The organism is Streptomyces spororaveus, assembly GCF_016755875.1.
GTDB lineage: Bacteria > Actinomycetota > Actinomycetes > Streptomycetales > Streptomycetaceae > Streptomyces > Streptomyces spororaveus.
In genome coordinates this window covers 5,463,142-5,482,156 of record NZ_BNED01000005.1, presented here as the reverse complement: position 1 = coordinate 5,482,156, position 19,015 = coordinate 5,463,142, and the positions used below count along the sequence as shown (strand labels likewise).

Sequence of the window (19,015 nt, the reverse complement as noted above, 5' to 3'; positions counted from 1 at the left end):
GCGGTGACGGACGAGACGGTTGTCCTGTCCCCCTCCGCCGTCGGCCCCGAGCGGCCGGCGGCGGAGGGGGGCGGCCGGAGCGGGCGGGGCGGGCGCGCCCAGGTGTGGCGCTCGCGCCGCTACCGCTGGGACCTGCGCTTCAGCCCGTACGCCTTCGTGGCGCCCTTCTTCCTCTTCTTCGCCGCCTTCGGGCTGTTCCCGCTGCTCTACACGGGCTGGGCGGCGCTGCACCAGGTGGAGCTGACCGATCCCGACAGCATGACGTGGGTGGGGCTGCGGAACTTCACCCGGCTGTGGGACGACGAGTTCTTCTGGAACGCGCTCCGCAACACGGTGACCATCGGGCTGCTGTCCACGGTGCCGCAGCTGGCGATCGCGCTGGGCCTGGCCCACCTGCTCAACTACCGGCTGCGGGGCTCGGCCTTCTTCCGGGTCGCGGTGCTCACCCCGTACGCGACGTCGGTGGCGGCGGCCACGCTCGTCTTCGTGCTGCTCTTCGGCCGGGACTACGGAATGGTCAACTGGGCGCTGTCGGCGGTGGGCTTCGAGGCCGTCGACTGGCAGAACGGCACCTTCGCCTCCCAGTTCGCGGTCTCCACCATCGTGATCTGGCGGTGGACCGGCTACAACGCGCTGATCTACCTGGCGGCCATGCAGGCCGTACCGGGCGAGCTGTACGAGTCCGCCGCGCTGGACGGAGCCTCGCGCTTCCAGCAGTTCCTCCACGTCACGGTGCCCTCGCTGCGGCCGACGATCTTCTTCACCTGCGTGGTGTCGACGATCGGGGCCACCCAGCTGTTCGGCGAGCCGCTGCTCTTCAACGGCGGGGCGGCCGCGACGGGCGGCTCGGACCACCAGTTCCAGACGCTCGGGCTGTACCTGTACGAGCAGGGCTGGGTGAACCTGCACCTCGGGCGGGCCTCGGCGATCGCGTGGGCGATGTTCCTGATCCTGCTGCTGATCGCCGGCGCGGCGCGGCTGCTGCGCGGACGGAAGGACTCCCGATGAGGTCACTGCGCGCGGGCCGGCTCACGTACGTGGTGCTCGCCCTGTTCACGGCCGGCTCCCTCTTCCCGCTCCTCTGGACGGCGATCGCGGCCTCCCGGACCAGTACGCGGCTGGCCCAGACCCCGCCGCCGTTCTGGTTCGGCGGGAATCTGGGGCACAACCTCCAGGTGGCGTGGACCGACGCCAACATGGGGACGGCCCTGCTGAACACGGTGATCGTGGCGGGCACGGTCGCCGCGGGCACCGTGTTCTTCTCCACGCTCGCCGGCTTCGCCTTCGCCAAACTCCGCTTCCGCGGCAGCCGGCCGCTGCTGGCACTGGTGATCGGGACGATGCTGATCCCGCCGCAGCTGAGTGTGGTGCCGCTCTACATGCTGATCGCGAAGCTGTCGTGGACCGACCGGCTCCAGGCGGTGATCCTGCCGACCCTGGTGGGCGCCTTCGGGGTGTTCTTCATGCGCCAGTACCTGGCGCACGCGCTGCCGATGGAGCTGGTGGAGGCGGCGCGGACGGACGGGGCGAGTTCTCTGCGGGTCCTGTGGCACGTGGTGTTCCCCGCCGCCCGGCCCGCGATGGCCGTGCTGGGGATGCTGACCTTCGTCATGGCCTGGAACGACTTCTTCTGGCCGATCGTCGCGCTGACCCAGAACGGCAGCCCGACGGTGCAGGTGGCCCTGACCGGGCTGGGCCGGGGCTACATCCCCGACCAGTCGGTGATCATGGCGGGTGCGCTGCTGGGCACGCTCCCGCTGCTGCTGGTGTTCCTCGTCTTCGGCCGGCAGATCGTCGGCGGCATCATGCAAGGAGCGGTGAAGGGATGACCCAACTCCCGACGAACACGAACACGGACGTGAGTACGGACGTGAGCACGGACACCGGTGGGCGGGAGCTGCGCTTCCCCGACAGGTTCCTGTGGGGAACGGCCACGGCGGCGTTCCAGATCGAGGGCGCCGCCTCCCTGCGCGGACCGTCCATCTGGGACACCTTCTGCCGTACGCCGGGCAAGGTCCACGGCGGCGACACGGGTGACGTGGCCGTCGACCACCACCGGCTGTGGCGCGAGGACGTCCGGCTGATGGCCTCGCTCGGGCTCGGCGCCTACCGGTTCTCGGTGTCCTGGCCGCGGGTCCTCGCCGGCGGGATCGGCTTCTACGACGCGCTGGTCGACGAGCTGCTCTCGTACGGGATCCGGCCCTGCGTGACCCTGTACCACTGGGACCTGCCGCAGGAGCTGGAGAGCGCGGGCGGCTGGCCCGAGCGGGAGACGGCCTACGCCTTCGCCCGGTACGCCGAGCAGGTCACGGCGGCGCTGGCCGACCGGGTGGAGCTCTGGACCACCCTCAACGAGCCCTGGTGCAGCGCCTTCCTCGGCTACGCCTCGGGGGTCCACGCCCCGGGCCGCACCTCCCCCGCCGACTCGCTGCGCGCCGCCCACCACCTCAACCTGGCCCACGGGCTGGCCGCGGCGGCGCTGCCCGCCGGGACCAGGGCCGGTATCGCGCTCAACCCCAGCGCGGTACGGCCGCTGACCGGCTCGGCGGCCGACCTGGACGCGGCCCGCCGGATCGACGCGCTGGCCAACCGGGTCTTCACGGGCCCGCTGCTGCACGGGGCCTACCCGCAGGACCTGCTCGCGGACACCGCCGCGGTGACGGACTGGTCCTTCGTCCGCCCCGGCGACGAGGCGCTGATCCACCAGCCGCTGGACTTCCTCGGGGTGAACTACTACACCCCGGCGGTGGTCTCGGCCGCCCCCGACGGGAACGGCCCGCGCGCCGACGGGCACGGGGCCACGGAGCACTCGCCCTGGCCCGCGGCGGAGTCGGTCGCCTTCCACCAACCGCCGGGCGACCGCACCGACATGGGCTGGTCGATCGACCCCACCGGCCTGTACGACCTGCTGATGCGCTTCACCCGCGAGGCCCCCGGACTGCCGCTGCTGGTGACCGAGAACGGCGCGGCGTACGCCCCGGACCTGCACGACCCGCAGCGCATCGGCTACCTGGAGGCCCACCTGTCGTCCGTCCACCGCGCCCTGGCGGACGGCGCCCCGGTGGAGGGGTACTTCCTCTGGTCCCTGCTGGACAACTTCGAGTGGTCCTACGGGTACAGCAAGCGCTTCGGCATCGTGCAGGTCGACTACGAGACCCAGGCCCGCACCCCCCGCTCCAGCGCCCACTGGTACGCCCGCCTGGCCCGGAAGGGAAGCTTCCACACCTACGGGGACGAGGTGCTCTAGCCGGCCTAGCGGAAAGCCGCGGCCGAGCGGGCCGCCCAGTCCGCGAACGGGCGGGGAGCCCGGCCGAGGATCTGCCGCACGTCGTGGCTCGGCTCCAGTTCGGCGGGCAGGGGTTCGCCGAGGATCCCGAGGGTGCCCTCCACGACCGGCTCGGGCATGAAGGTCAGCATCCGGGCGCGGGCCTCCTCCCGCGTCTGCTCGACGAAGCGCACGGGCTCGCCCAGGGCCGCGCCGATCGCCTCGGCCCGCTCCCTCGGGGTGACCGGGGCGGGCCCGGTGAGCTCGTACGTCCGGCCCGCGTGGCCCGGCTCGCGCAGGACCGCGGCCGCGACCTCGGCGACGTCCGCCGGGTCGACGGTCGGGAGCCCGACGTCGCCGAAGGGCGCGGCGGCGGTGCGCGTCGTACGGATGGTCTCGGCCCAGGCGTAGGCGTTGGAGTCGAGGCCGCCGGAACGCAGGACCGTCCACTCCAGGCCGCTGCGGCGGACGGCGTCCTCGAACCGCGCGGGGTGGGCGTACACCTCGGGGCGGGTTCCGACGCCCTGGGACGAGAGCAGCACGACCCGGCGGATCCCGGCGGCCGCGGCCCGCTCCAGGATGCCCTGCGGGTCCTCGCCGGCGACGAGCAGGAACAGCGCCCCGGCCCCTTCGAACGCGGGGCCGAGACCCTGCGGTTCGGCGAGGTCGCCCTGCTGGTGGCGGACCCCCTCGGGCATGTCTCCCGCCCGCCGGGAGACGGCGGTGACGCGCTCGCCGTCGTCGGCGAGGATCCGTACGAGTTCCCGTCCCACGTTCCCCGTCGCACCCGTCACTACGATCACGATGATCCCCCTTGTGAGTTAGTCGGCTGACTTACTCAGGACCATAGCCCGTTCCCGATCACTCGTCTAGAGTCAGTCAGGTGACTGACTCAAAGAAGAGCCGGCGGGCGTCCGGCAAGCGGGAGCGGCTGGCGGCCGCCGCGGCCGAGGTTCTCCACGCCCAGGGCGTCGCCCAGACCACGCTCGCGGACATCGCCCAGGCGGCCGAGGTCCCGGTGGGCAACGTCTACTACTACTTCAAGACCAAGGACGAGCTCGTCGAGGCCGCGATCGACGCACACGCCCGGACGCTCGGGGGGATGATCGCCGCACTCGACGAACTCCCCACCCCCGAGGAGCGGTTGAAGGCCCTGCTGGCCGGCTGGGTCGAACAGCGCGAGCTCACCGCCCGGTTCGGCTGCCCCACCGGCACCCTCGCCTCGGAACTCGACAAGCGCGCCGACGGACTCGACCGGTCGGTCGCCGCCGTCATGCAGACCCTGCTCGACTGGGCCGAGCAGCAGTTCCGCACGATGGGCCGGGCCGACGCCCGCGAGCTGGCCGTCGCCCTGATCGCCTCCTACCAGGGCATCTCACTGCTCACCAACACGTTCCGCGACCCCGGCCTCATGACCACCGAGGCCCGCCGCCTGGAACGCTGGATCGACTCCCTCGGCTGAGGGCCCCGCCACCGGAGACGACGATGCACACAGCTGACGGACCGGGCCGCACCCGCACCACACCCCCGCGCCCCCTGGACGTGGAGTCCCTCTTCCCGGACCTCGCCGCCCACCGCCGCACCGCGACCCGGCTGCACCCGCGCCCGGGCACACCCGGGCCGCACGACAGCCATGTGGGCGGACCTCTGCTGTGGCCCGTCGGCGAACCGTGGCCGGTGTGCACGACCCCGCACCGGCGCGCCCCCGGGCCGGGACCGCTGCCGTTGCTCGCCCTGGCCCAACTGCACGCCCGGGACGTGCCGGACCTGCCCGCCGGTCCGGACGGCTGCGATCTGCTCCAGGTGTTCTGGTGCCCCTTCGACGCCCACGGGCCGACCGGGTACGGCATGTACGTGCACCTGCGCTGGCGCCGGGCGGCGGAGGTCCGCGAACCGACGGCGGAGCGGCCGGCACCCGGAGCCGTCGGCTTCGACGGGTACCTGCCCGAGCCGTGCCTGCTGCACCCGGAGCGGGTCACCGAGTACCCGTACATCGAGCTGCTCGACGGGGAGCTGGGGGCGGCGGTCGAGGAGTGGGAGGAGGCCCAGGAGGAGGCCCAGGAGGAGGCCGCGGACGAGGACGGGGACGGGGACGGAGCCTGGCTGCCGACCTACCAGAGCGACCTGTCCGTCGCCCCGGGCTGGAAGGCCGGCGGACACCCGGCCTGGAACCTCACCGGGCCCGGGACCATGGACTGCGACGCCTGCGGATGCCCGACGGAACTGCTGCTGACCGTCGCGACGAACGAATGGCACGCGGACACCCGCAGCTGGATCCCGCTCGAGGACGGGCCGCGGAACCCGACCGGGGTCGTCGTCGGCAACCACGGCAGACTCAACGTCTTCGCCTGCCCCCGGGACCCCTCCCACCCGCACGGCTTCAGCATCCAGTGAGGCGGCCCGGGGAGTGGCCGGCGGATCACGGCCGGACGGCCCCTACCTCCCCATCGCCGCCAGGCCCCTCGCCAGGTCCTCGGCGTTCATCACCGGAGCGACGTCGATCTCGGCGTTGAACTGCAGGAACAGGTCCTCCATCAGCGGCGGCATCTGCGCGCTGTCCTGCAGGTCGAAGACGATCCAGCAGGAGCGCACGCCCTCGTGCAGGCCGAAGTAGGCGGCCTCCGGCTTCACCTTGTCCATCAGGGTCTTGATCGCCTGGGGCAGCGCGCCGGTCTTGATGCCCTCGTTGGTGGCGGCCGTGTCCATGTGCGCCCTGAGCATGACTCTCATGCGTGGCTCCTTCCGTCAGGCCCACCCTGGGCCGGGGTCGGGGGCGCGGCAACATGTGCGCCCCCGTCCGGGGAGGGTCCGGCCCCGGAGCTCCGGGCCGTCGGGAATCCGGCCCGTCAGGCGCCCTGGATGTGGAAGTTGAAGTCCGCGTGGCCGAGCGCACCCATCAGGCGGAGCCACACGGGCAGCAGCATCTCCGTGCCCCGGGCCGTCTCGATGCCCCCGAGGTCGAGGACGCTCGCCTCCGGCCAGCCGAAGCTGTGGAGCAGTTCCCGCACGGCCTTCTTGGCGTCCGCGTCCTCACCCGAGAGGAAGACGTGGTGCTCGCCGGGGACCCGCGCCGGATCCACCATGATCTGGCAGTTCATCGTGTTCAGCGTCTTGACCACCCGCAGCCGCGGGAAGGTCCGCTGGATCAGCTCGGCCAGGCTGTCGTCGTTGACCGGGTCCAGGACCGGCGGGAAGCCCCCCGAGAAGTCCAGCGGGTTCGCGATGTCGACGAGGACCTTGCCGTCGAGGTGGGCGGCGTCCGCCTCCGTCAGGGCGGCGATGCTGGCCTGCCCGCCGGTCGCGTTGACCAGGATCTCGCCGTCCCGCGCGGCCTGCGCGAAGGAGGCCAGCCCGATCCCGGGGTGGTCCTGGTGCCACTGCGCGTACTCGTCGCGGCCGACGGTGGCTTCCGGATCCCTGGTACCGATGACGACCTGGTGGCCGAGGCCGTCGAGCCGGGCGGCCACGGTACGGCCGACGATCCCGGTGCCGAGGACTGCGTAGCGCATTGCGGAGATCCATTCGTAGAACGGAGGCCGGGCCGCCCGGGCCGGGTCAGCCCATGATCCCGACATCGTAGAAGAACCGGTACTGCTTCGGATGCTCCGGAAGGAACCAGTGGAAGCCCTCCTCCAGGAAGACCGCGAGCATGCTCACGGCGATGACCGCCCCCAGGAACCACAGCGCGCACATGCCCGCCGTGCGCAGCGCCCCCGGGCGGACCGCCGGGACGGCACGGTCGGCCGTCGCGTGGGCGAAGGCCAGGGCGACGCCGATCGCGACCACCGAGAGCTGGAAGAGGATCCACGCCCAGTGGTACAGGTGCAGTCCGAGCACCTCGCTCCCGTACCCCTTGTCGCCCGGCATGACCTGCAGCATGGTCTGCCGCCAGGACGTGAAGGAGCCCCCGATCGCCGCGACCAGGGACAGGCCCCAGCCCGTCATGTAGACCCGGGGCGTCACGGTGCCGCTGATCAGCGCCGAGCGGATGATGTACGCCGCGCCCAGGGCCGCCAGCAGCATGAACATCCGCTGCGCGACGCACAGCGGGCACGGGTGCTCCCCCGGTCCGAGCTGGTGGTAGAGCCCGGCGCAGACGACTCCCGTCCAGCCGAGGGCGAAGAAGCAGGCGAACCAGTACTGGACCCGGCCCAGCAGGCCGCTCTCCGGCGGGGCGTCCGGCACGAGGGTGTGCATCGTCGCGGCCACGGTCAGTAGCTCAGATTCAGGGCGAGGCCGCTGGTGAGGTGGTGCGCGGTCAGCAGGGTGACGGCGACCAGCACCGCCCACCACGCGCCGAGCACGACCGTGCGGGACGCGCCCCGGTACAGGGCGATCAGCGTGGCGAGGAGCCCGCCGAAGATCAGGGTGTCCATGCCGCGGACCGTACCGAGACGGCGACATCACTCCTGCGAGGCGCGCCCCCGGTTACGTCGGTTGCCGCGTCGGCCGCGCCCGGCGCGCCCGGCGCCGGGGCCGCCGAGGGTCCGGCCGTCCAGGCCGATCCACACCCGGACCTCGGTCCCGCCGAGGACCGAGCGCCCCAGCCGTACGTCGCCGCCGGTCGACTCGGCGACCCGCCGCACGATGTCCAGGCCGAGGCCGGTCGACCCGTCACGGCCGCCGTCGTTGCCGCGGCGCAGGGCCGCGTCCGGGTCGTCGATGCCGGGCCCCGCGTCCGAGACGAGCACGATGACGGCGTCGCCCGCGTCGTGGACGTCCACCGAGAAGGGGGTGCCCTCGGGGGTGTGCCGGAAGACGTTGCCGAGCATGGCGTCGAGGGCGGCGGCGAGTTCGGGCCGCGCCACGGGGATCCGTACCGTACGGTCCACACCCGCGAGCCGCACCTCGCGGCCCTCGTCCTCCGCGAGCGCCGACCAGAAGCCCATCCGGTCGCGGATCACCTCGGAGGCGTCGCAGCCCGCACCCGCCCCGGCCCCCGGGCCGGTGGCCGGACGCTGCTCCCGGGCGGTACGGATGATCGTGTCGACCTCGCGCTCCAGCTGTTCCACGGCGGCCCGGGTCTGTTCGGCGGCCGGGCCGTCGCCGAGCGAGGCCGTGTTGAGCCGCAGTACCGTCAGCGGCGTCCGCAGCCGGTGCGAGAGGTCGGCGGCCAGCTCCCGCTCGTTGGCGAGGAGTTCGACGACCTGGTCCGCCATCGCGTTGAACGCGGCCGCCGCCGAGCGCAGTTCCTTCGGCCCGTCCTCGGGCACGCGGGCGCCGAGCCGGCCCTCGCCGAGCTGGTGCGCCGCGTCCGCGAGCCGTTCGGCCGGCCGGACCAGCCTGGCACCGAGCCGGTCGGCGACCCCGACCGAGCCGACGATCAGGGCCAGCCCGACGCCCGCGAGCACCAGCCACGCCGTGGCGACGCCGTTGCTGACCTCGCTCTCCGGTACGAAGATCTCCACCACCGCGATGTCCCCGGACCCGAGCGCGGTCGGCTGGAGCAGCGCCGAGCCGCCGCCGGACACCTTGGCCGTCGTGGCACGCCCCATCCGCCGGGTCTCGGCGACGGCGCGCTCCCCGGCGCGGCCCCGGCCGATGTCCACCGGCGGGCTGTCACCGATCGCGGGCACGTGGACGGCCATCCGCCGGGCGGCGCCCATCTGGGTGGACTCGACCGCCTTGCGCAGCTGCACGGGGTCGGTGGTGATGGACAGGGTCGGTCCGATGCTGGCGGCCTGCCGCTCGGCGTTGGAGAAGGCCCGGTCGCTGGCCATCTCCTGGACGACGAGGCCGAGCGGTACGGCGAAGGCCACGACCACCATGGCCGTGACCGCGAGGCACACCTTGACGAGCGCCCATCTCATCGCGCGCTCACCGGGGCGGCTCCAGCTTGACCCCGACCCCGCGGAGCGTGTGCAGGTAGCGCGGCCGGGCGGCGGTCTCGCCGAGTTTGCGGCGCAGCCAGGAGAGGTGGACGTCGATGGTCTGGTCGTCCCCGTACGACTGCTGCCAGACCTCGGCGAGCAGTTCGCGCCGGGCCACGACCACTCCGGGCCGCCCGGCGAGGAAGGCCAGCAGGTCGAACTCCCGCCGGGTGAGGTCCAGTACGGCCCCGTCCAGCTCGGCCTGGCGGCGCAGCGGGTCGATCGCGAGCCCGCCGACGCGCAGGACGCGCGAGGGCGGTTCGGCCCCGGCGGCGGCCCGGGCGCGGCGCAGGACGGCTGCCATCCGGGCGGAGAGGTGCTCCACGGAGAAAGGTTTGGTCAGGTAGTCGTCGGCGCCGTCGTTGAGCAGCCGGACGATCTCCGCCTCGTCGTCGCGCGCGGTGGCGATGATCACGGGTACGTCGGTGATGCCGCGCAGCATCTTGAGCGCCTCGGACCCGTCCAGGTCGGGCAGTCCGAGGTCGAGGATGACCACGTCGAAGCGGTGGTGCGCGACTTCGCGCAGGGCCTCCAGGGCCGTGCCGACGCTCCGCACGGTGTGCGAGGCCTCGGTCAGGTGCCGGATGAGGGCGGAACGTACGAACTGGTCGTCCTCGACCACGAGCACACTTGCCATGGCCCGCACGGTAGTCCATCCGGACGACCCGGCGGGGTGTCGGGCCACTCTTGTGGCGGGTGGTGCAGTATGTGCCCTGATGCGACGAGGACTTCTTCATGCGATGGCCTGGATGCTGGCGACCGGCGCGGCGGTGACGCTGTCGTGGTGGGGCGTGCACACCGTCATGTCGGGAACGGCCTACGATCCACCGCTCGCGGTACCCCTGGCCGGCCAGCCGCTGTCCTCGTCGACGCACAGCGCGCAGCCGTCCCCCTCCCCCTCGGCATCCGTGTCCCCGTCGCCTTCCGGTTCGCCCGCCCCGGACGCGTCGCCGTCCGCCGGGGCCTCCCCGGAGAAGTCCCCGAAGCCGTTGGCCACCCCCGGCCCGAACCAGCGGACGGAAGTCCAGGACGCGGGGAAGGTGCAGGCCTATCCCGTGTCCGGCGGCCGGGTCGTCTTCTCCCTGGGCGCCTCTTCGGCCGAGCTGGTCTCGGCGACGCCGGCGACCGATTGGCGGATGCAGGTGTGGAAGACGGACTTCTGGATCCGGGTCACCTTCACCAAGGACGGCCGCGAGGTCTCGGTCTTCTGCACCTGGCACGACCACCCGCCGCTCGTCGAGATCGTCGACCCCTGAGGCGGCGGACGACCGTCTAGCGGAAGACCGAGGGCGGCGGCTGCGGCGAGGCCACCGCGGAGGCGTCCACGACCGGGGTCGCGCCGCCCGCGAAGTCGGCCAGGGCCCGGCCGTGCTCGACCCGGCCCGGGTGCGGGTCGCTCGCGACCCGGCGGGTGAACTCCGCTACGGGCAGCTCACGGTCGGCCGCCACCAGGACGGCGTTGCCGAACCGTTTCCCCCGCCACACCACCGGATCCGCGGCCAGCGCCAGCTCCGTGAACCGGGACGCGGCCGTCGCGATCTGGCTCCGCAGATGGGTCAGCGGCGGACCGTCCGCCAGATTGGCCACGTACCACCCGGTGGGCGCCAGGGCACGGCGTACGTCGTCCAGGAACTCGGTGCTCGTCAGGTGCGCCGGGGTGCGCGCGCCGCTGAACACGTCCGCGATCACCAGGTCCGCCCAGCCGTCCGGGACCTTCGCCAGGCCCGCCCGCGCGTCCACGGCCCGCACCCGGACCCGCGCCTGCGGGTCCAGCGGCAGGTGTTCCCGTACGAAGGCCACCAGGGCGGCGTCGATCTCCACGACCTGCTGGGTGGAGCGGGGGCGGGACGCGGCGGTGTAGCGGGCGAGGGTGAAGGCGCCGCCGCCCAGGTGCACCACGTTCAGGGGCTGCCGGGCGGGCGCGACGAGGTCGATCAGGTGGCCGATCCGCCGCTGGTACGCGAAGTCCAGGTACCCGGGATCGTCCAGGTCCACATGCGACTGCGGGGCGCCGTCGATCAGCAGGGTCCAGGCCCCGGACCGCTCCCGGTCCGGCTCCAGCTCCGCCCGGCCGCCGTCCACCTGCCCGACGACCGCCTCGGCGCCGCCGCGGCCGCGCTGCTTGCCCTTGTTCCTGTCCTTGCCTGCCACCACCCCATTGTGCGGGGCGGTGGCGGCCGGCAGCCCCAGGACCGGTCAGCGGCAGTTGTCCGCGGCCTCGATCAGCCGGGCCGCCTCGCCGAGCGCCGCGCGCAGCACGTCCGGGTCGGTGACCGGCCCGACGGCCTCCGGCGGGAGCAGCCAGCCGGTGGCGCCCGCGGTGGGGGAGGCGGCGGCGTCGCCGAAGCGCATGCCGCGCCCGTTGGTCTGCGTACACGCGCTGCCCGGCAGGTCCCACGCGTCGGCGGTGCCGGACGGCACGAGGAAGCCGAGGGTGTCACCGGATCCGTCGTGCAGGACGGGTCCGACCCCACCGGCCTTGCTGGCGGCACGGCGGATGATGTCCACCGCCTCCAGCCCCTGCCGGGTGGGAACGGTCACCAGGTCCAGGTCCGGGGCCGCGCCGGGCTGCTCGGACGCGGTGTTCGTTCCAGTGCTCTCCATGCCGGCCTCCACCAAGGGAACCCCTCCTCGATCCGTATCCGCATGGGTTCAACGCACGGAAACGTCAACGGGTGCGGTGCCAAGACGCCGCAAAGGATGGCAGTTCATGGCGGATCGCGGGTGAGATATCCGTTTTGTAGCCAAACATCGCATGAACACCCCCTCGCTGGCGGTACGTTCATGCGCGCCGGACCCCCAGTCACAGCACCGGCACTGCGTTCCTGCCAGAGAGGTCACGTCCATGGCGGCGTCCCCCCACTCACCCAACTCCACGTTCCGGCGGCTGCGCGGGCAGCACTCCCCGGCCGAGTTCGCGGCCCTGGTGCGCCGGGCCGCGAAGGAAATCGGAGAAACGGTTTCCTGCGACGCGCGCTACATCGGCCGGGTCGAGTCCGGCGAGATCCGCTGCCCCAACTACGCCTACGAGCGGGTCTTCCTCCACATGTTCCCCGGCCGCGCACTGGCCGATCTGGGCTTCTCACCCCGCGAGAGCGTCCGCGGCCGCGCGGCCCAGCGCGTTCCCCGAACCCCTTCCAGCTCCAAGGAGAGCGACGTGCTGCGTCGCGCGTTCATGGCGGGCGGCTCCGCGACCGTGGCGGCCGCGACGCTCAGCCTCACCCTGCTCGGCGACACCCGCCGGCTCCCCTCCCGCGCCGGCGAGTCCGAGGCCGCCGCCGTCGAGGACGCGGTACGCCAGATCCGCCTGCTGGACGACCGGCACGGCGCCGACGCCCTCTACCGGCGGGCCGCCGAACCCCTGCGCACCGCCTACGCACTGCTCGACGCCGGCGCCACCCGGCAGTCCACCGAGGACCGGTTGCACTCGGGCGCCGGCGAACTGGCCGTCTCGGTCGGCTGGCTGGCCCACGACTCGGGCCGCTTCGACGACGCCCGCTCGCACTACGCGGAAGCCCTCGCGACGGCCCGGGTCGCGCGGGACCCGGGCCTGGAGGCGCACGCCTTCAGCAACATGGCCTTCCTGGCCCGGGACTGCGGCCGCTCCCGCGAGGCGGTACGGGCCGCCCAGGCGGGCCGCCGCGCCGCCCGGTCCCTCGGTTCCCCGCGACTGCTGTCCCTGCTCGCGCTGCGGGAAGCGGGCGGCTGGGCGGGGCTGGCCGACCGCAAGGCGTGCGAGGAGGCGCTGGCCCGCGCGCACACGGAGTTCTCCCGGGGCGAGTCGGACGCCGACCCCGAGTGGATGTCCTTCTTCGGGCAGGCGGAACTGGAGTCGCTGGAGGCGCGCTGCTGGTCGGCGCTCGGCGAACACGCCCGCGCGGCCCGGCACGCCCGCCGCGCCGCCGACCTCCAGGACCCGCACTTCGCCCGGAACGTGGCCCTGTACACCGCCGAGCTGGCCGGCGACCTGGCCCGCGCGGGCGCCCCCGACGAGGCCGCGTGGGCGGGCGGCCGGGTGCTGGACCTCCTGGCGGAGGTCCAGTCGACGCGGGTCCGCTCGATGCTGTCGGCAACGGCCCACACCCTCATCCCCCACCAGCGCTCCCCCCGGGTAGCCGCATTCCTGACCCGCAGGTCCCCGGCCGTGTGACCTGCGGTCCGCTCGGTGGTGTGTGGTGCGGCCTTCCCGTGCCGCGGGGTGCTCGGTGGTGTGGGGTGCGGCCTTCCCGCGCCGCGGGGTGCTCGGTGGTGTGGGGTGCGGCCTTCCCGTGCCGCGGGGTGCGCCTCAAACGCCGGCGCGGCTGGGTGGCGTGGGGCGGGGCCCCGCACGAGGGTCTCCTCGGCCGTGCCCCTGCGGGGTTGCTCGGCGGTGCGCGGTACGGCCTTCCCGTGCCACGGGGTGCGCCTCAAGCGCCGGCGGGGCTGGGTGGTGTGGGGCGGGGCCCCGCACGAGGGTCTCCTCGGCTCGCGCCTGCGGCCGTGGTTCTGTGGCTCGGCCTGGGTTGCGCGCTCGTCCTGCGGGGACCCTCCTGCGTGTCCCCGCCCCACGGCAGGGCTTCGACGGATGCCGCGGTGGGGTGGGGGGACGTGGCGGGGTGTCCCCGCAGGACGAGCGCGCAACCACCCCGCACAGCCGAGACATGCCCGCAGGCGCGAGCCGAGGAGACATCCCGGCGCGGCACCCCGCCCCGCCCCAGACCGACAGGCCCGCACCACTCAGCCTCGCCGGCGATTGAGGCGCACCCCGGGCCGGGACAGCCCGAGCCGCACACCGCCGAGCACCCCGCAGGGGCACGGCCTCGCCGGCGCTTGAGGCGCACCCCCGGCCGGGACGACCCGCACACCGCCGAGCACCCCGCACGGGCACGGCAACCCCGGGCCGGGACGACCCGCACACCTACGACAGGTGGCCCGTGTCGTTCCAGCGTTCCAGCGCGGGTGCGCCGTAGGCCCAGCCCAGGACCGAGAGGGAGGTCGGCTCCAGCCGGATCCGCGCGCCGAAGGAGGCCTCGAAGCCCAGCCAGCGCGCGGCCAGCGTCCGCAGGATGTGCCCGTGCGCGAAGACCAGGACGTCGCGCTCCGCCGCGCGGGCCCACGCGACCACCTCGTCCGCGCGGGCCGCGACGTCGGCGACGGTCTCGCCGCCCGGAACGCCGTCGCGCCAGATCAGCCAGCCCGGCCGGACGGCCTGGATCTCGGCCGGGGTCATGCCCTCGTAGTCGCCGTAGTCCCATTCCATCAGCGCGTCCCACGGCTCGGCCCGGGCGCCGAAGCCCGCCAGGTCGCAGCTCTCGCTCGCGCGCACCAGCGGGCTGGTGCGGACCTCGACGCCCGGCAGGCCCCGCCACGGGTCACGGGCCAGCCGCTCGCCGAGCAGCTTCGCGCTCTGCCTGCCCTCCTCCAGCATCGGCACGTCCGTGCGTCCGGTGTGCTTGCCGAGCTGGGACCACGCCGTCTGGCCGTGTCGGGCCAGCAGGATGCGGGGGGCCATGTGAATTCTCCCGGTCGAGTCGAGTCCGTCCACCATCATCCATCACAGGGGCGATGCGGGGCTCCCGCGGCCCGCGGCCCGTGCCCCCGCCCCCACCACCGGTTTTCGCACTAAGTCCACGATTGTCAGTGGCGGATGGGACACTTCCGCGGGTGAGCTCCTACCCGCCCGCCAGCCCCGCGCAGCCGACGACTCTGCGGCAGCGGCTCGCCGGTCTGCGCGGCCCCGCCGTGCCGCCCCGTCCGCTCGACGCCCGGGCCCTGGCGGCTCTCGCCGCCAATCCCGGCTGCGGCAGACGCGCCCTGCTCGACGGCGCCGGCGTGGACAAGACCGCCCTCGCCACGGCGCTGGGCGCCCCCGCCTCCTTCGGGCAGTCGCAGTTCGCGATAGTCCGCGGGAACTCCTTCGAGGCCAAGGTCAAGGGCGACGGCGGCGCCGAGCTGCTGCGGCTCGTCCACGCGCACCTCGCGCCCGCCGCCGAGCCGCCGGGGCCCGGCGCCCGCGTTCCCGATCTGACCGCCGCCGGGCCCGAGGGCCGCGCCGCCCGGACCGCGCTCGCCCTGCGCGAGGCGACCGCCGCCGGCCGGGACTCCGGCGCCTGGACGCTGCTGGACCATCCGATGCTCGCCCTGGAGGTGGCCGGCTCGCCCGCCTATCTGGAGCCCGACGCCGTCGTCGTGCACCCCGACGGCCGGTGGACGGTCGTGGAGATCAAGTCGTTCCCGATGATCGACGGGGCCGCGGACGCCGCGAAGGTGGGTGCCGCGGCCCGCCAGGCCGCCGTCTATGTGCTGGCCCTGGAGAAGACCGCCGAAAAACTGCCCGGCGCCGAGGTCGGGCACACCGTGCTGCTGGTCTGCCCCAAGGACTTCTCCAACCTGCCGGCCGCCTCTCCCGTCGATGTCCGCCGCGAGCGTTCGGTGACCCGCCGCCAGCTGGACCGGCTGACCCGTGTGGAGGAACTGGCCGCCGCCCTGCCCGAGGGCCTCAGCTTCGACCTGGCGACCCGGACCCCCGAGGAGCTCGCCCGGGCGGTGTCCGCGGTCGACGCCGCCTACGCCCCCGAGTGCCTGGCCGCCTGCGAGCTCGCCTTCCACTGCCGCGACCGGGCCCGCGCCGCCGACCAGGTCACGGCGCTGGGCCGGTCGGTCCGGGGCGAGCTGGGCGCGCTGACCACCGTCGGGTCCGCCCTCGCGGCGGCCGCCGGGGCGGGCTGCTCCGAGGATCCGACCGCCGCCGCGCTGCACCGCGCCGCCCGGCTGCGCGCCGAGGCCCTGGAACTGGCCACCGTCCGTCCGCCGCACCCCGCCCCGGAGACCCCCGCATGCCCCTGCTGAGTACCCTGGCCCGGCTGGAGGCCGTACGCGCGGGCCGCGCCCAGCCGCTCGCGACCGTGCGGCACCGCCACCTGAGCGAGCACCCGATGGTGTTCGTGCCGCTGACCACCGCCGGTGAGGCGGGCGCTCCGCTCGGCGCCATGGTCGGTACCGACCGGCACGCGCCGCGGGTGTTCGTGATACCCCAGCCCCGCGACCGCGACCGGCGCTGGGCCTTCCTCGCGGAGCTGGCCGTGCAGGTGCTGGCCCACATCGAGGCGTACGCGGACGCGGTGGAGCCGGCCGAGCGCAGCGAGACCGACCCGGAGACGGGCAAGCGGGTCAAGGTCGAGACCGAGCTGTGCGTGGACGCGCCGCAGCTGATCGTGCCGAGCCGGGCGGGCATCGAGTACGTACGGCTGCTGGGGCGCTCGATGCGTTTCCGGCGCACCGCCGAGGAGGATCCGGACAATCCGTATCCGGCGCCGTCGCAGGTGCCGATGCTCGGGCGCTGGTTCACCCACCTCGCCGAGCGTTCTCGGGTGCCCGGCTCCTCGATGCTGCTGTCGGCCACCGATCTGCTGTCGCGGCACTGGGCCACCGGTCAGAGCAGTCTGGAGGACCAGCACCTGGGTGCGCTCCTGGGCTGGATCGACCCGCCCGAGGGCCGGTCGGGTGCCGAGGAGGCGCACCGGGCCGAGCTGAGCCGGGACGGGGACGGCCAGCTGCTGTGCCCGCCCGCGGGTCCGGCCACCGACCCGGCCTTCGACAACAAGCTGCTGGCTCCGGCCATCGCCCGCTACGACGCCGCGCGCACGGTCCTGGCGGCCGGTCCCGGGGACGACGACCGCCACGTCCGGGCGGCGGAGCGGGAGGTGCACCGGCTGGTCGAGTCCCAGTTGTCGGGGACCTGGTGGAAGACCTGGGAGGCGGTCGATCTGCTGCGGGCCCTGCCGCCGGGTGAGCGCGTGGAGGAACGCTGGACGCGCGACCGCTGGTCGTACACGGGCCACCGGGACCGTGTGCGGGCGGGCGAGCCGCCGCAGCCGCGGCGCGACGACGCGGTGACGGCGGCCCAGAAGCTGGCCACGCGGGAGACCGAACAGGTGCGGCTCGACGCCCAGGAGGCGCTGGACGACCCTCTGGTGATGGCGGGGCGGCGGCTCGGGGGCGAGGCCTTCGTCGGTGAGGTCACCGAGGTGGTGATGGAGTGGACGGAGTCGAAGCGTCCGAGTCCGCGCCCGCTGGTGACGGTGGTGACGGAGGACCGGCCGCAGCTCGCCGACGAGGGGGGCGGGGGCGGCGGGAAGGTGTTCCGCTCGCTGGACGGGCGCCCGCAGAGCGCGCAGTTCGTCCGCTACGACGGGGACGGGCAGGTGGTGCTGCGGCTCCTCGACAAGATGGGCCGCGGCCGGGATCCCGAGCCGGGGTCCGTGCCGGAGAAGGGCGACCGGCTCTGCTGGACGCTCTTCGAGCACGACGCGCGCGGCGGCCCGAAACTCCCGGAGCCCGAGCAGACCCCGTGGACGCACGGCGGTCCGCCCGGGTCGGCGGGCGCTGTTCCCCTGCCCGATTCCGTGACCGACGAGGACCTGCTGTGACCACGACCGCTCCCTTCGACCCGGGTGCGGCGGCCGCCCGGGCGACCGCCGCGATCCTGGCCGACACCCTGCACGGATCCGAGCGGGGCGTGGTCGTCGATTCCCCTCCCGGGGCCGGGAAGTCCACGCTGGTGGTCCGCGCGGCCCGCGAGCTGGCCGCGGCCGGCCGCCGGCTGATGGTGGTGGCGCAGACGAACGCGCAGGTCGACGACCTGGTGCTGCGCCTCGCCGACAAGGACCCGGAGCTGAAGGTCGGCCGGCTGCACAGCAGTGACGGGGACGCCTTCGATCCGGCGCTGCGCGAGCTGCCCTCGGTCACCCTCTCGGCCAAGCCGAAGGACCTGCTGGAGCTGCCGATCACCATTGCCACGGCGGCCAAGTGGGCTTTCGTCAAGGATGTCGAGCCCTGGCAGCACGCCATCGTCGACGAGGCGTACCAGATGCGTTCGGACGCGCTGCTGGCGGTGGCCGGGCTGTTCGAGCGGGCGCTGTTCGTGGGTGACCCGGGGCAGTTGGACCCGTTCAGCGTGGTCGGCGCGGAGCAGTGGGCGGGCCTGTCCTACGATCCTTCCGCCTCGGCGGTGAGCACCTTGCTCGCGCACAATCCGCAACTGCCGCAGCACCGGCTGCCGGTGTCGTGGCGGCTCCCGGCGACGGCGGCGCCGCTGGTGTCCCGTGCCTTCTACCCGTACACGCAGTTCCGCAGCGGTACGGGTCCGGGCGAGCGGCGGCTGTCGTACGGGGTCGCCTCGGACGGGTCGGGCCCGGACCGGGTGCTGGACGAGGCGGCCGAGGCGGGCTGGGGCCTGCTGGAGCTGCCCGCGCGGCACACCCCGCGCACGGATCCGGAGGCGGTGCGGGCGGTGGCCCTGGTGGTCCGCCGGGCCCTGGACCGCGGGGCGGTGACCTCCGACGAGCAGTCCCCGGATCCGGCTCCGCTGACGGCGGAGCGGATCGCGGTCGGTACGGCCCACCGTGACCAGGCGGCCGCGGTCCGCGCGGCGCTGGCCTCACTCGGTGTCACGGGGGTCACGGTGGACACCGCGAACCGGCTCCAGGGCCGCGAGTACGACCTGACGGTGGTGCTGCATCCGCTGTCGGGCCGCCCGGACGCGACGGCCTTCCACCTGGAGACGGGCCGGCTGTGCGTGCTGGCGTCCCGGCACCGGCACGCGTGCGTGGTGGTGGCCCGGGCGGGCATAGCGGAGTTGCTGGACGACCATCCCTCGACGGAGCCGGTCCAGCTGGGCGTGACGGTCAAATTCCCGGACGGCTGGGAGGCGAACCATTCGGTGCTGGCCCATCTGGCGGAGCACCGGGTGTCCTGGCGGCCGTAGGGGAGGTGCGCGCGGCCCGGCCGCTCTTTCACCGTGGTCTTCAGGCACTGTGATCTTCGGGCGGATGTGGAACCAGGAACCCCCCGATCGCATCCTTGAACATGTTCAAGTAGACGCGACCAGGGAGTTCTTCAG

At 73.9% G+C, this 19,015-nt stretch carries 20 protein-coding genes; 10 read left to right on the top strand and 10 right to left on the bottom strand.

The window, feature by feature from the left end; genetic code table 11:
• Positions 1 to 3 precede the first annotated feature (3 nt).
• Genes Sspor_RS27200 through Sspor_RS27190 form a run of 3 tightly spaced genes read left to right on the top strand, consistent with a single transcriptional unit; the run spans position 4 to position 3,247 of the window.
• Positions 4 to 1,008 carry a carbohydrate ABC transporter permease gene (locus Sspor_RS27200; RefSeq protein WP_202201461.1) on the top strand — a complete coding sequence of 335 codons (1,005 nt, stop codon included), beginning with the start codon at positions 4 to 6 and terminating at the stop codon, positions 1,006 to 1,008.
• A complete protein-coding gene (locus Sspor_RS27195; RefSeq protein WP_202201460.1) occupies positions 1,005 to 1,829 on the top strand; it encodes a carbohydrate ABC transporter permease in 825 nt (274 codons plus the stop codon). The genes Sspor_RS27200 and Sspor_RS27195 overlap by 4 nt, the downstream gene beginning before the upstream one ends.
• Complete coding sequence (locus Sspor_RS27190; protein WP_202201459.1) at positions 1,826 to 3,247, top strand: GH1 family beta-glucosidase; 1,422 nt, start codon at positions 1,826 to 1,828, stop codon at positions 3,245 to 3,247. The genes Sspor_RS27195 and Sspor_RS27190 overlap by 4 nt, the downstream gene beginning before the upstream one ends.
• A gap of 5 nt (positions 3,248 to 3,252) precedes the next feature.
• On the opposite strand, the gene Sspor_RS27185 is transcribed toward Sspor_RS27190, so the two are convergent.
• A complete protein-coding gene (locus tag Sspor_RS27185) occupies positions 3,253 to 4,068 on the bottom strand; it encodes an SDR family oxidoreductase (RefSeq protein ID WP_202201458.1) in 816 nt (271 codons plus the stop codon).
• Between the two features lie 80 nt (positions 4,069 to 4,148).
• Here Sspor_RS27185 and Sspor_RS27180 point away from each other — a divergent pair, with 80 nt between their 5' ends.
• On the top strand, positions 4,149 to 4,727 hold the full coding sequence (locus Sspor_RS27180; protein ID WP_202201457.1) for a TetR/AcrR family transcriptional regulator: 579 nt from the start codon (positions 4,149 to 4,151) through the stop codon (positions 4,725 to 4,727).
• Positions 4,728 to 4,750: 23 nt separating this feature from the next.
• Positions 4,751 to 5,659, top strand: a complete 909-nt coding sequence (locus Sspor_RS27175; RefSeq protein WP_202201456.1) for a hypothetical protein — start codon at positions 4,751 to 4,753, stop codon at positions 5,657 to 5,659.
• Positions 5,660 to 5,701: 42 nt separating this feature from the next.
• On the opposite strand, the gene Sspor_RS27170 is transcribed toward Sspor_RS27175, so the two are convergent.
• The 6 genes from Sspor_RS27170 to Sspor_RS27145 form a co-directional block, all read right to left on the bottom strand.
• Positions 5,702 to 5,995, bottom strand: coding sequence for a hypothetical protein (locus tag Sspor_RS27170; RefSeq protein ID WP_202201455.1), 294 nt, complete (start codon positions 5,993 to 5,995; stop codon positions 5,702 to 5,704).
• Positions 5,996 to 6,111: 116 nt separating this feature from the next.
• Positions 6,112 to 6,774: an NADPH-dependent F420 reductase gene (locus tag Sspor_RS27165; protein ID WP_202201454.1), complete on the bottom strand. Its 663-nt coding sequence runs from the start codon at positions 6,772 to 6,774 to the stop codon at positions 6,112 to 6,114.
• Positions 6,775 to 6,820: 46 nt separating this feature from the next.
• Entirely contained in the window at positions 6,821 to 7,474 is a 654-nt protein-coding gene (locus Sspor_RS27160; protein WP_237404044.1) for a disulfide bond formation protein B, read from the bottom strand.
• A gap of 2 nt (positions 7,475 to 7,476) precedes the next feature.
• Positions 7,477 to 7,641, bottom strand: a complete 165-nt coding sequence (locus Sspor_RS27155; protein WP_202201453.1) for a DUF5993 family protein — start codon at positions 7,639 to 7,641, stop codon at positions 7,477 to 7,479.
• A 27-nt stretch (positions 7,642 to 7,668) separates the two neighbouring features.
• The gene (locus Sspor_RS27150) at positions 7,669 to 9,075 is read right to left on the bottom strand and encodes a sensor histidine kinase (RefSeq protein WP_202201452.1); all 1,407 of its coding nucleotides are present in this window, start codon (positions 9,073 to 9,075) and stop codon (positions 7,669 to 7,671) included.
• A gap of 7 nt (positions 9,076 to 9,082) precedes the next feature.
• Positions 9,083 to 9,772, bottom strand: a complete 690-nt coding sequence (locus Sspor_RS27145) for a response regulator transcription factor (protein WP_202201451.1) — start codon at positions 9,770 to 9,772, stop codon at positions 9,083 to 9,085.
• A gap of 79 nt (positions 9,773 to 9,851) precedes the next feature.
• Here Sspor_RS27145 and Sspor_RS27140 point away from each other — a divergent pair, with 79 nt between their 5' ends.
• Positions 9,852 to 10,391, top strand: a complete 540-nt coding sequence (locus tag Sspor_RS27140) for a hypothetical protein (RefSeq protein ID WP_202201450.1) — start codon at positions 9,852 to 9,854, stop codon at positions 10,389 to 10,391.
• Positions 10,392 to 10,407: 16 nt separating this feature from the next.
• Here the strand turns inward: Sspor_RS27140 and Sspor_RS27135 are convergent, their stop codons facing one another.
• Both Sspor_RS27135 and Sspor_RS27130 read right to left on the bottom strand, forming a co-directional pair.
• Positions 10,408 to 11,286, bottom strand: coding sequence for a spermidine synthase (locus Sspor_RS27135; RefSeq protein ID WP_202201449.1), 879 nt, complete (start codon positions 11,284 to 11,286; stop codon positions 10,408 to 10,410).
• 45 nt (positions 11,287 to 11,331) lie between these two features.
• The gene (locus Sspor_RS27130) at positions 11,332 to 11,739 is read right to left on the bottom strand and encodes a hypothetical protein (RefSeq protein ID WP_202201448.1); all 408 of its coding nucleotides are present in this window, start codon (positions 11,737 to 11,739) and stop codon (positions 11,332 to 11,334) included.
• A gap of 241 nt (positions 11,740 to 11,980) precedes the next feature.
• On the opposite strand from Sspor_RS27130, the gene Sspor_RS27125 reads away from it, so the two are divergent.
• Positions 11,981 to 13,285: an NsdA family TPR-like regulatory protein gene (locus Sspor_RS27125; protein WP_202201447.1), complete on the top strand. Its 1,305-nt coding sequence runs from the start codon at positions 11,981 to 11,983 to the stop codon at positions 13,283 to 13,285.
• A gap of 747 nt (positions 13,286 to 14,032) precedes the next feature.
• Here Sspor_RS27125 and Sspor_RS27120 read toward each other — a convergent pair.
• Positions 14,033 to 14,626, bottom strand: coding sequence for a histidine phosphatase family protein (locus Sspor_RS27120; protein WP_202201446.1), 594 nt, complete (start codon positions 14,624 to 14,626; stop codon positions 14,033 to 14,035).
• A gap of 152 nt (positions 14,627 to 14,778) precedes the next feature.
• On the opposite strand from Sspor_RS27120, the gene Sspor_RS27115 reads away from it, so the two are divergent.
• From Sspor_RS27115 to Sspor_RS27105, 3 genes are read left to right on the top strand one after another with little or no spacing between them, the layout of a single operon-like run.
• A complete protein-coding gene (locus tag Sspor_RS27115; protein ID WP_202201445.1) occupies positions 14,779 to 15,963 on the top strand; it encodes a hypothetical protein in 1,185 nt (394 codons plus the stop codon).
• Positions 15,951 to 17,543, top strand: a complete 1,593-nt coding sequence (locus Sspor_RS27110; protein ID WP_202201444.1) for a hypothetical protein — start codon at positions 15,951 to 15,953, stop codon at positions 17,541 to 17,543. The genes Sspor_RS27115 and Sspor_RS27110 overlap by 13 nt, the downstream gene beginning before the upstream one ends.
• A complete protein-coding gene (locus Sspor_RS27105; RefSeq protein ID WP_202201443.1) occupies positions 17,540 to 18,880 on the top strand; it encodes an AAA domain-containing protein in 1,341 nt (446 codons plus the stop codon). Before Sspor_RS27110 ends, Sspor_RS27105 begins: the two co-directional genes overlap by 4 nt.
• Positions 18,881 to 19,015: the final 135 nt, after the last annotated feature.

Excerpts from the sequence above, each read along its gene's own strand:
- Sspor_RS27195 (WP_202201460.1), top strand. The coding sequence starts at position 1,005 with ATGAGGTCACTGCGCGCGGGCCGGCTCACGTACGTGGTGCTCGCCCTG.
- Sspor_RS27190 (WP_202201459.1), top strand. The coding sequence starts at position 1,826 with ATGACCCAACTCCCGACGAACACGAACACGGACGTGAGTACGGACGTG.
- Sspor_RS27175 (WP_202201456.1), top strand. The coding sequence starts at position 4,751 with ATGCACACAGCTGACGGACCGGGCCGCACCCGCACCACACCCCCGCGC.
- Sspor_RS27170 (WP_202201455.1), bottom strand. The coding sequence starts at position 5,995 with ATGAGAGTCATGCTCAGGGCGCACATGGACACGGCCGCCACCAACGAG.
- Sspor_RS27165 (WP_202201454.1), bottom strand. The coding sequence starts at position 6,774 with ATGCGCTACGCAGTCCTCGGCACCGGGATCGTCGGCCGTACCGTGGCC.
- Sspor_RS27155 (WP_202201453.1), bottom strand. The coding sequence starts at position 7,641 with ATGGACACCCTGATCTTCGGCGGGCTCCTCGCCACGCTGATCGCCCTG.
- Sspor_RS27150 (WP_202201452.1), bottom strand. The coding sequence starts at position 9,075 with ATGAGATGGGCGCTCGTCAAGGTGTGCCTCGCGGTCACGGCCATGGTG.
- Sspor_RS27145 (WP_202201451.1), bottom strand. The coding sequence starts at position 9,772 with ATGGCAAGTGTGCTCGTGGTCGAGGACGACCAGTTCGTACGTTCCGCC.
- Sspor_RS27140 (WP_202201450.1), top strand. The coding sequence starts at position 9,852 with ATGCGACGAGGACTTCTTCATGCGATGGCCTGGATGCTGGCGACCGGC.
- Sspor_RS27130 (WP_202201448.1), bottom strand. The coding sequence starts at position 11,739 with ATGGAGAGCACTGGAACGAACACCGCGTCCGAGCAGCCCGGCGCGGCC.
- Sspor_RS27125 (WP_202201447.1), top strand. The coding sequence starts at position 11,981 with ATGGCGGCGTCCCCCCACTCACCCAACTCCACGTTCCGGCGGCTGCGC.
- Sspor_RS27120 (WP_202201446.1), bottom strand. The coding sequence starts at position 14,626 with ATGGCCCCCCGCATCCTGCTGGCCCGACACGGCCAGACGGCGTGGTCC.
- Sspor_RS27110 (WP_202201444.1), top strand. The coding sequence starts at position 15,951 with ATGCCCCTGCTGAGTACCCTGGCCCGGCTGGAGGCCGTACGCGCGGGC.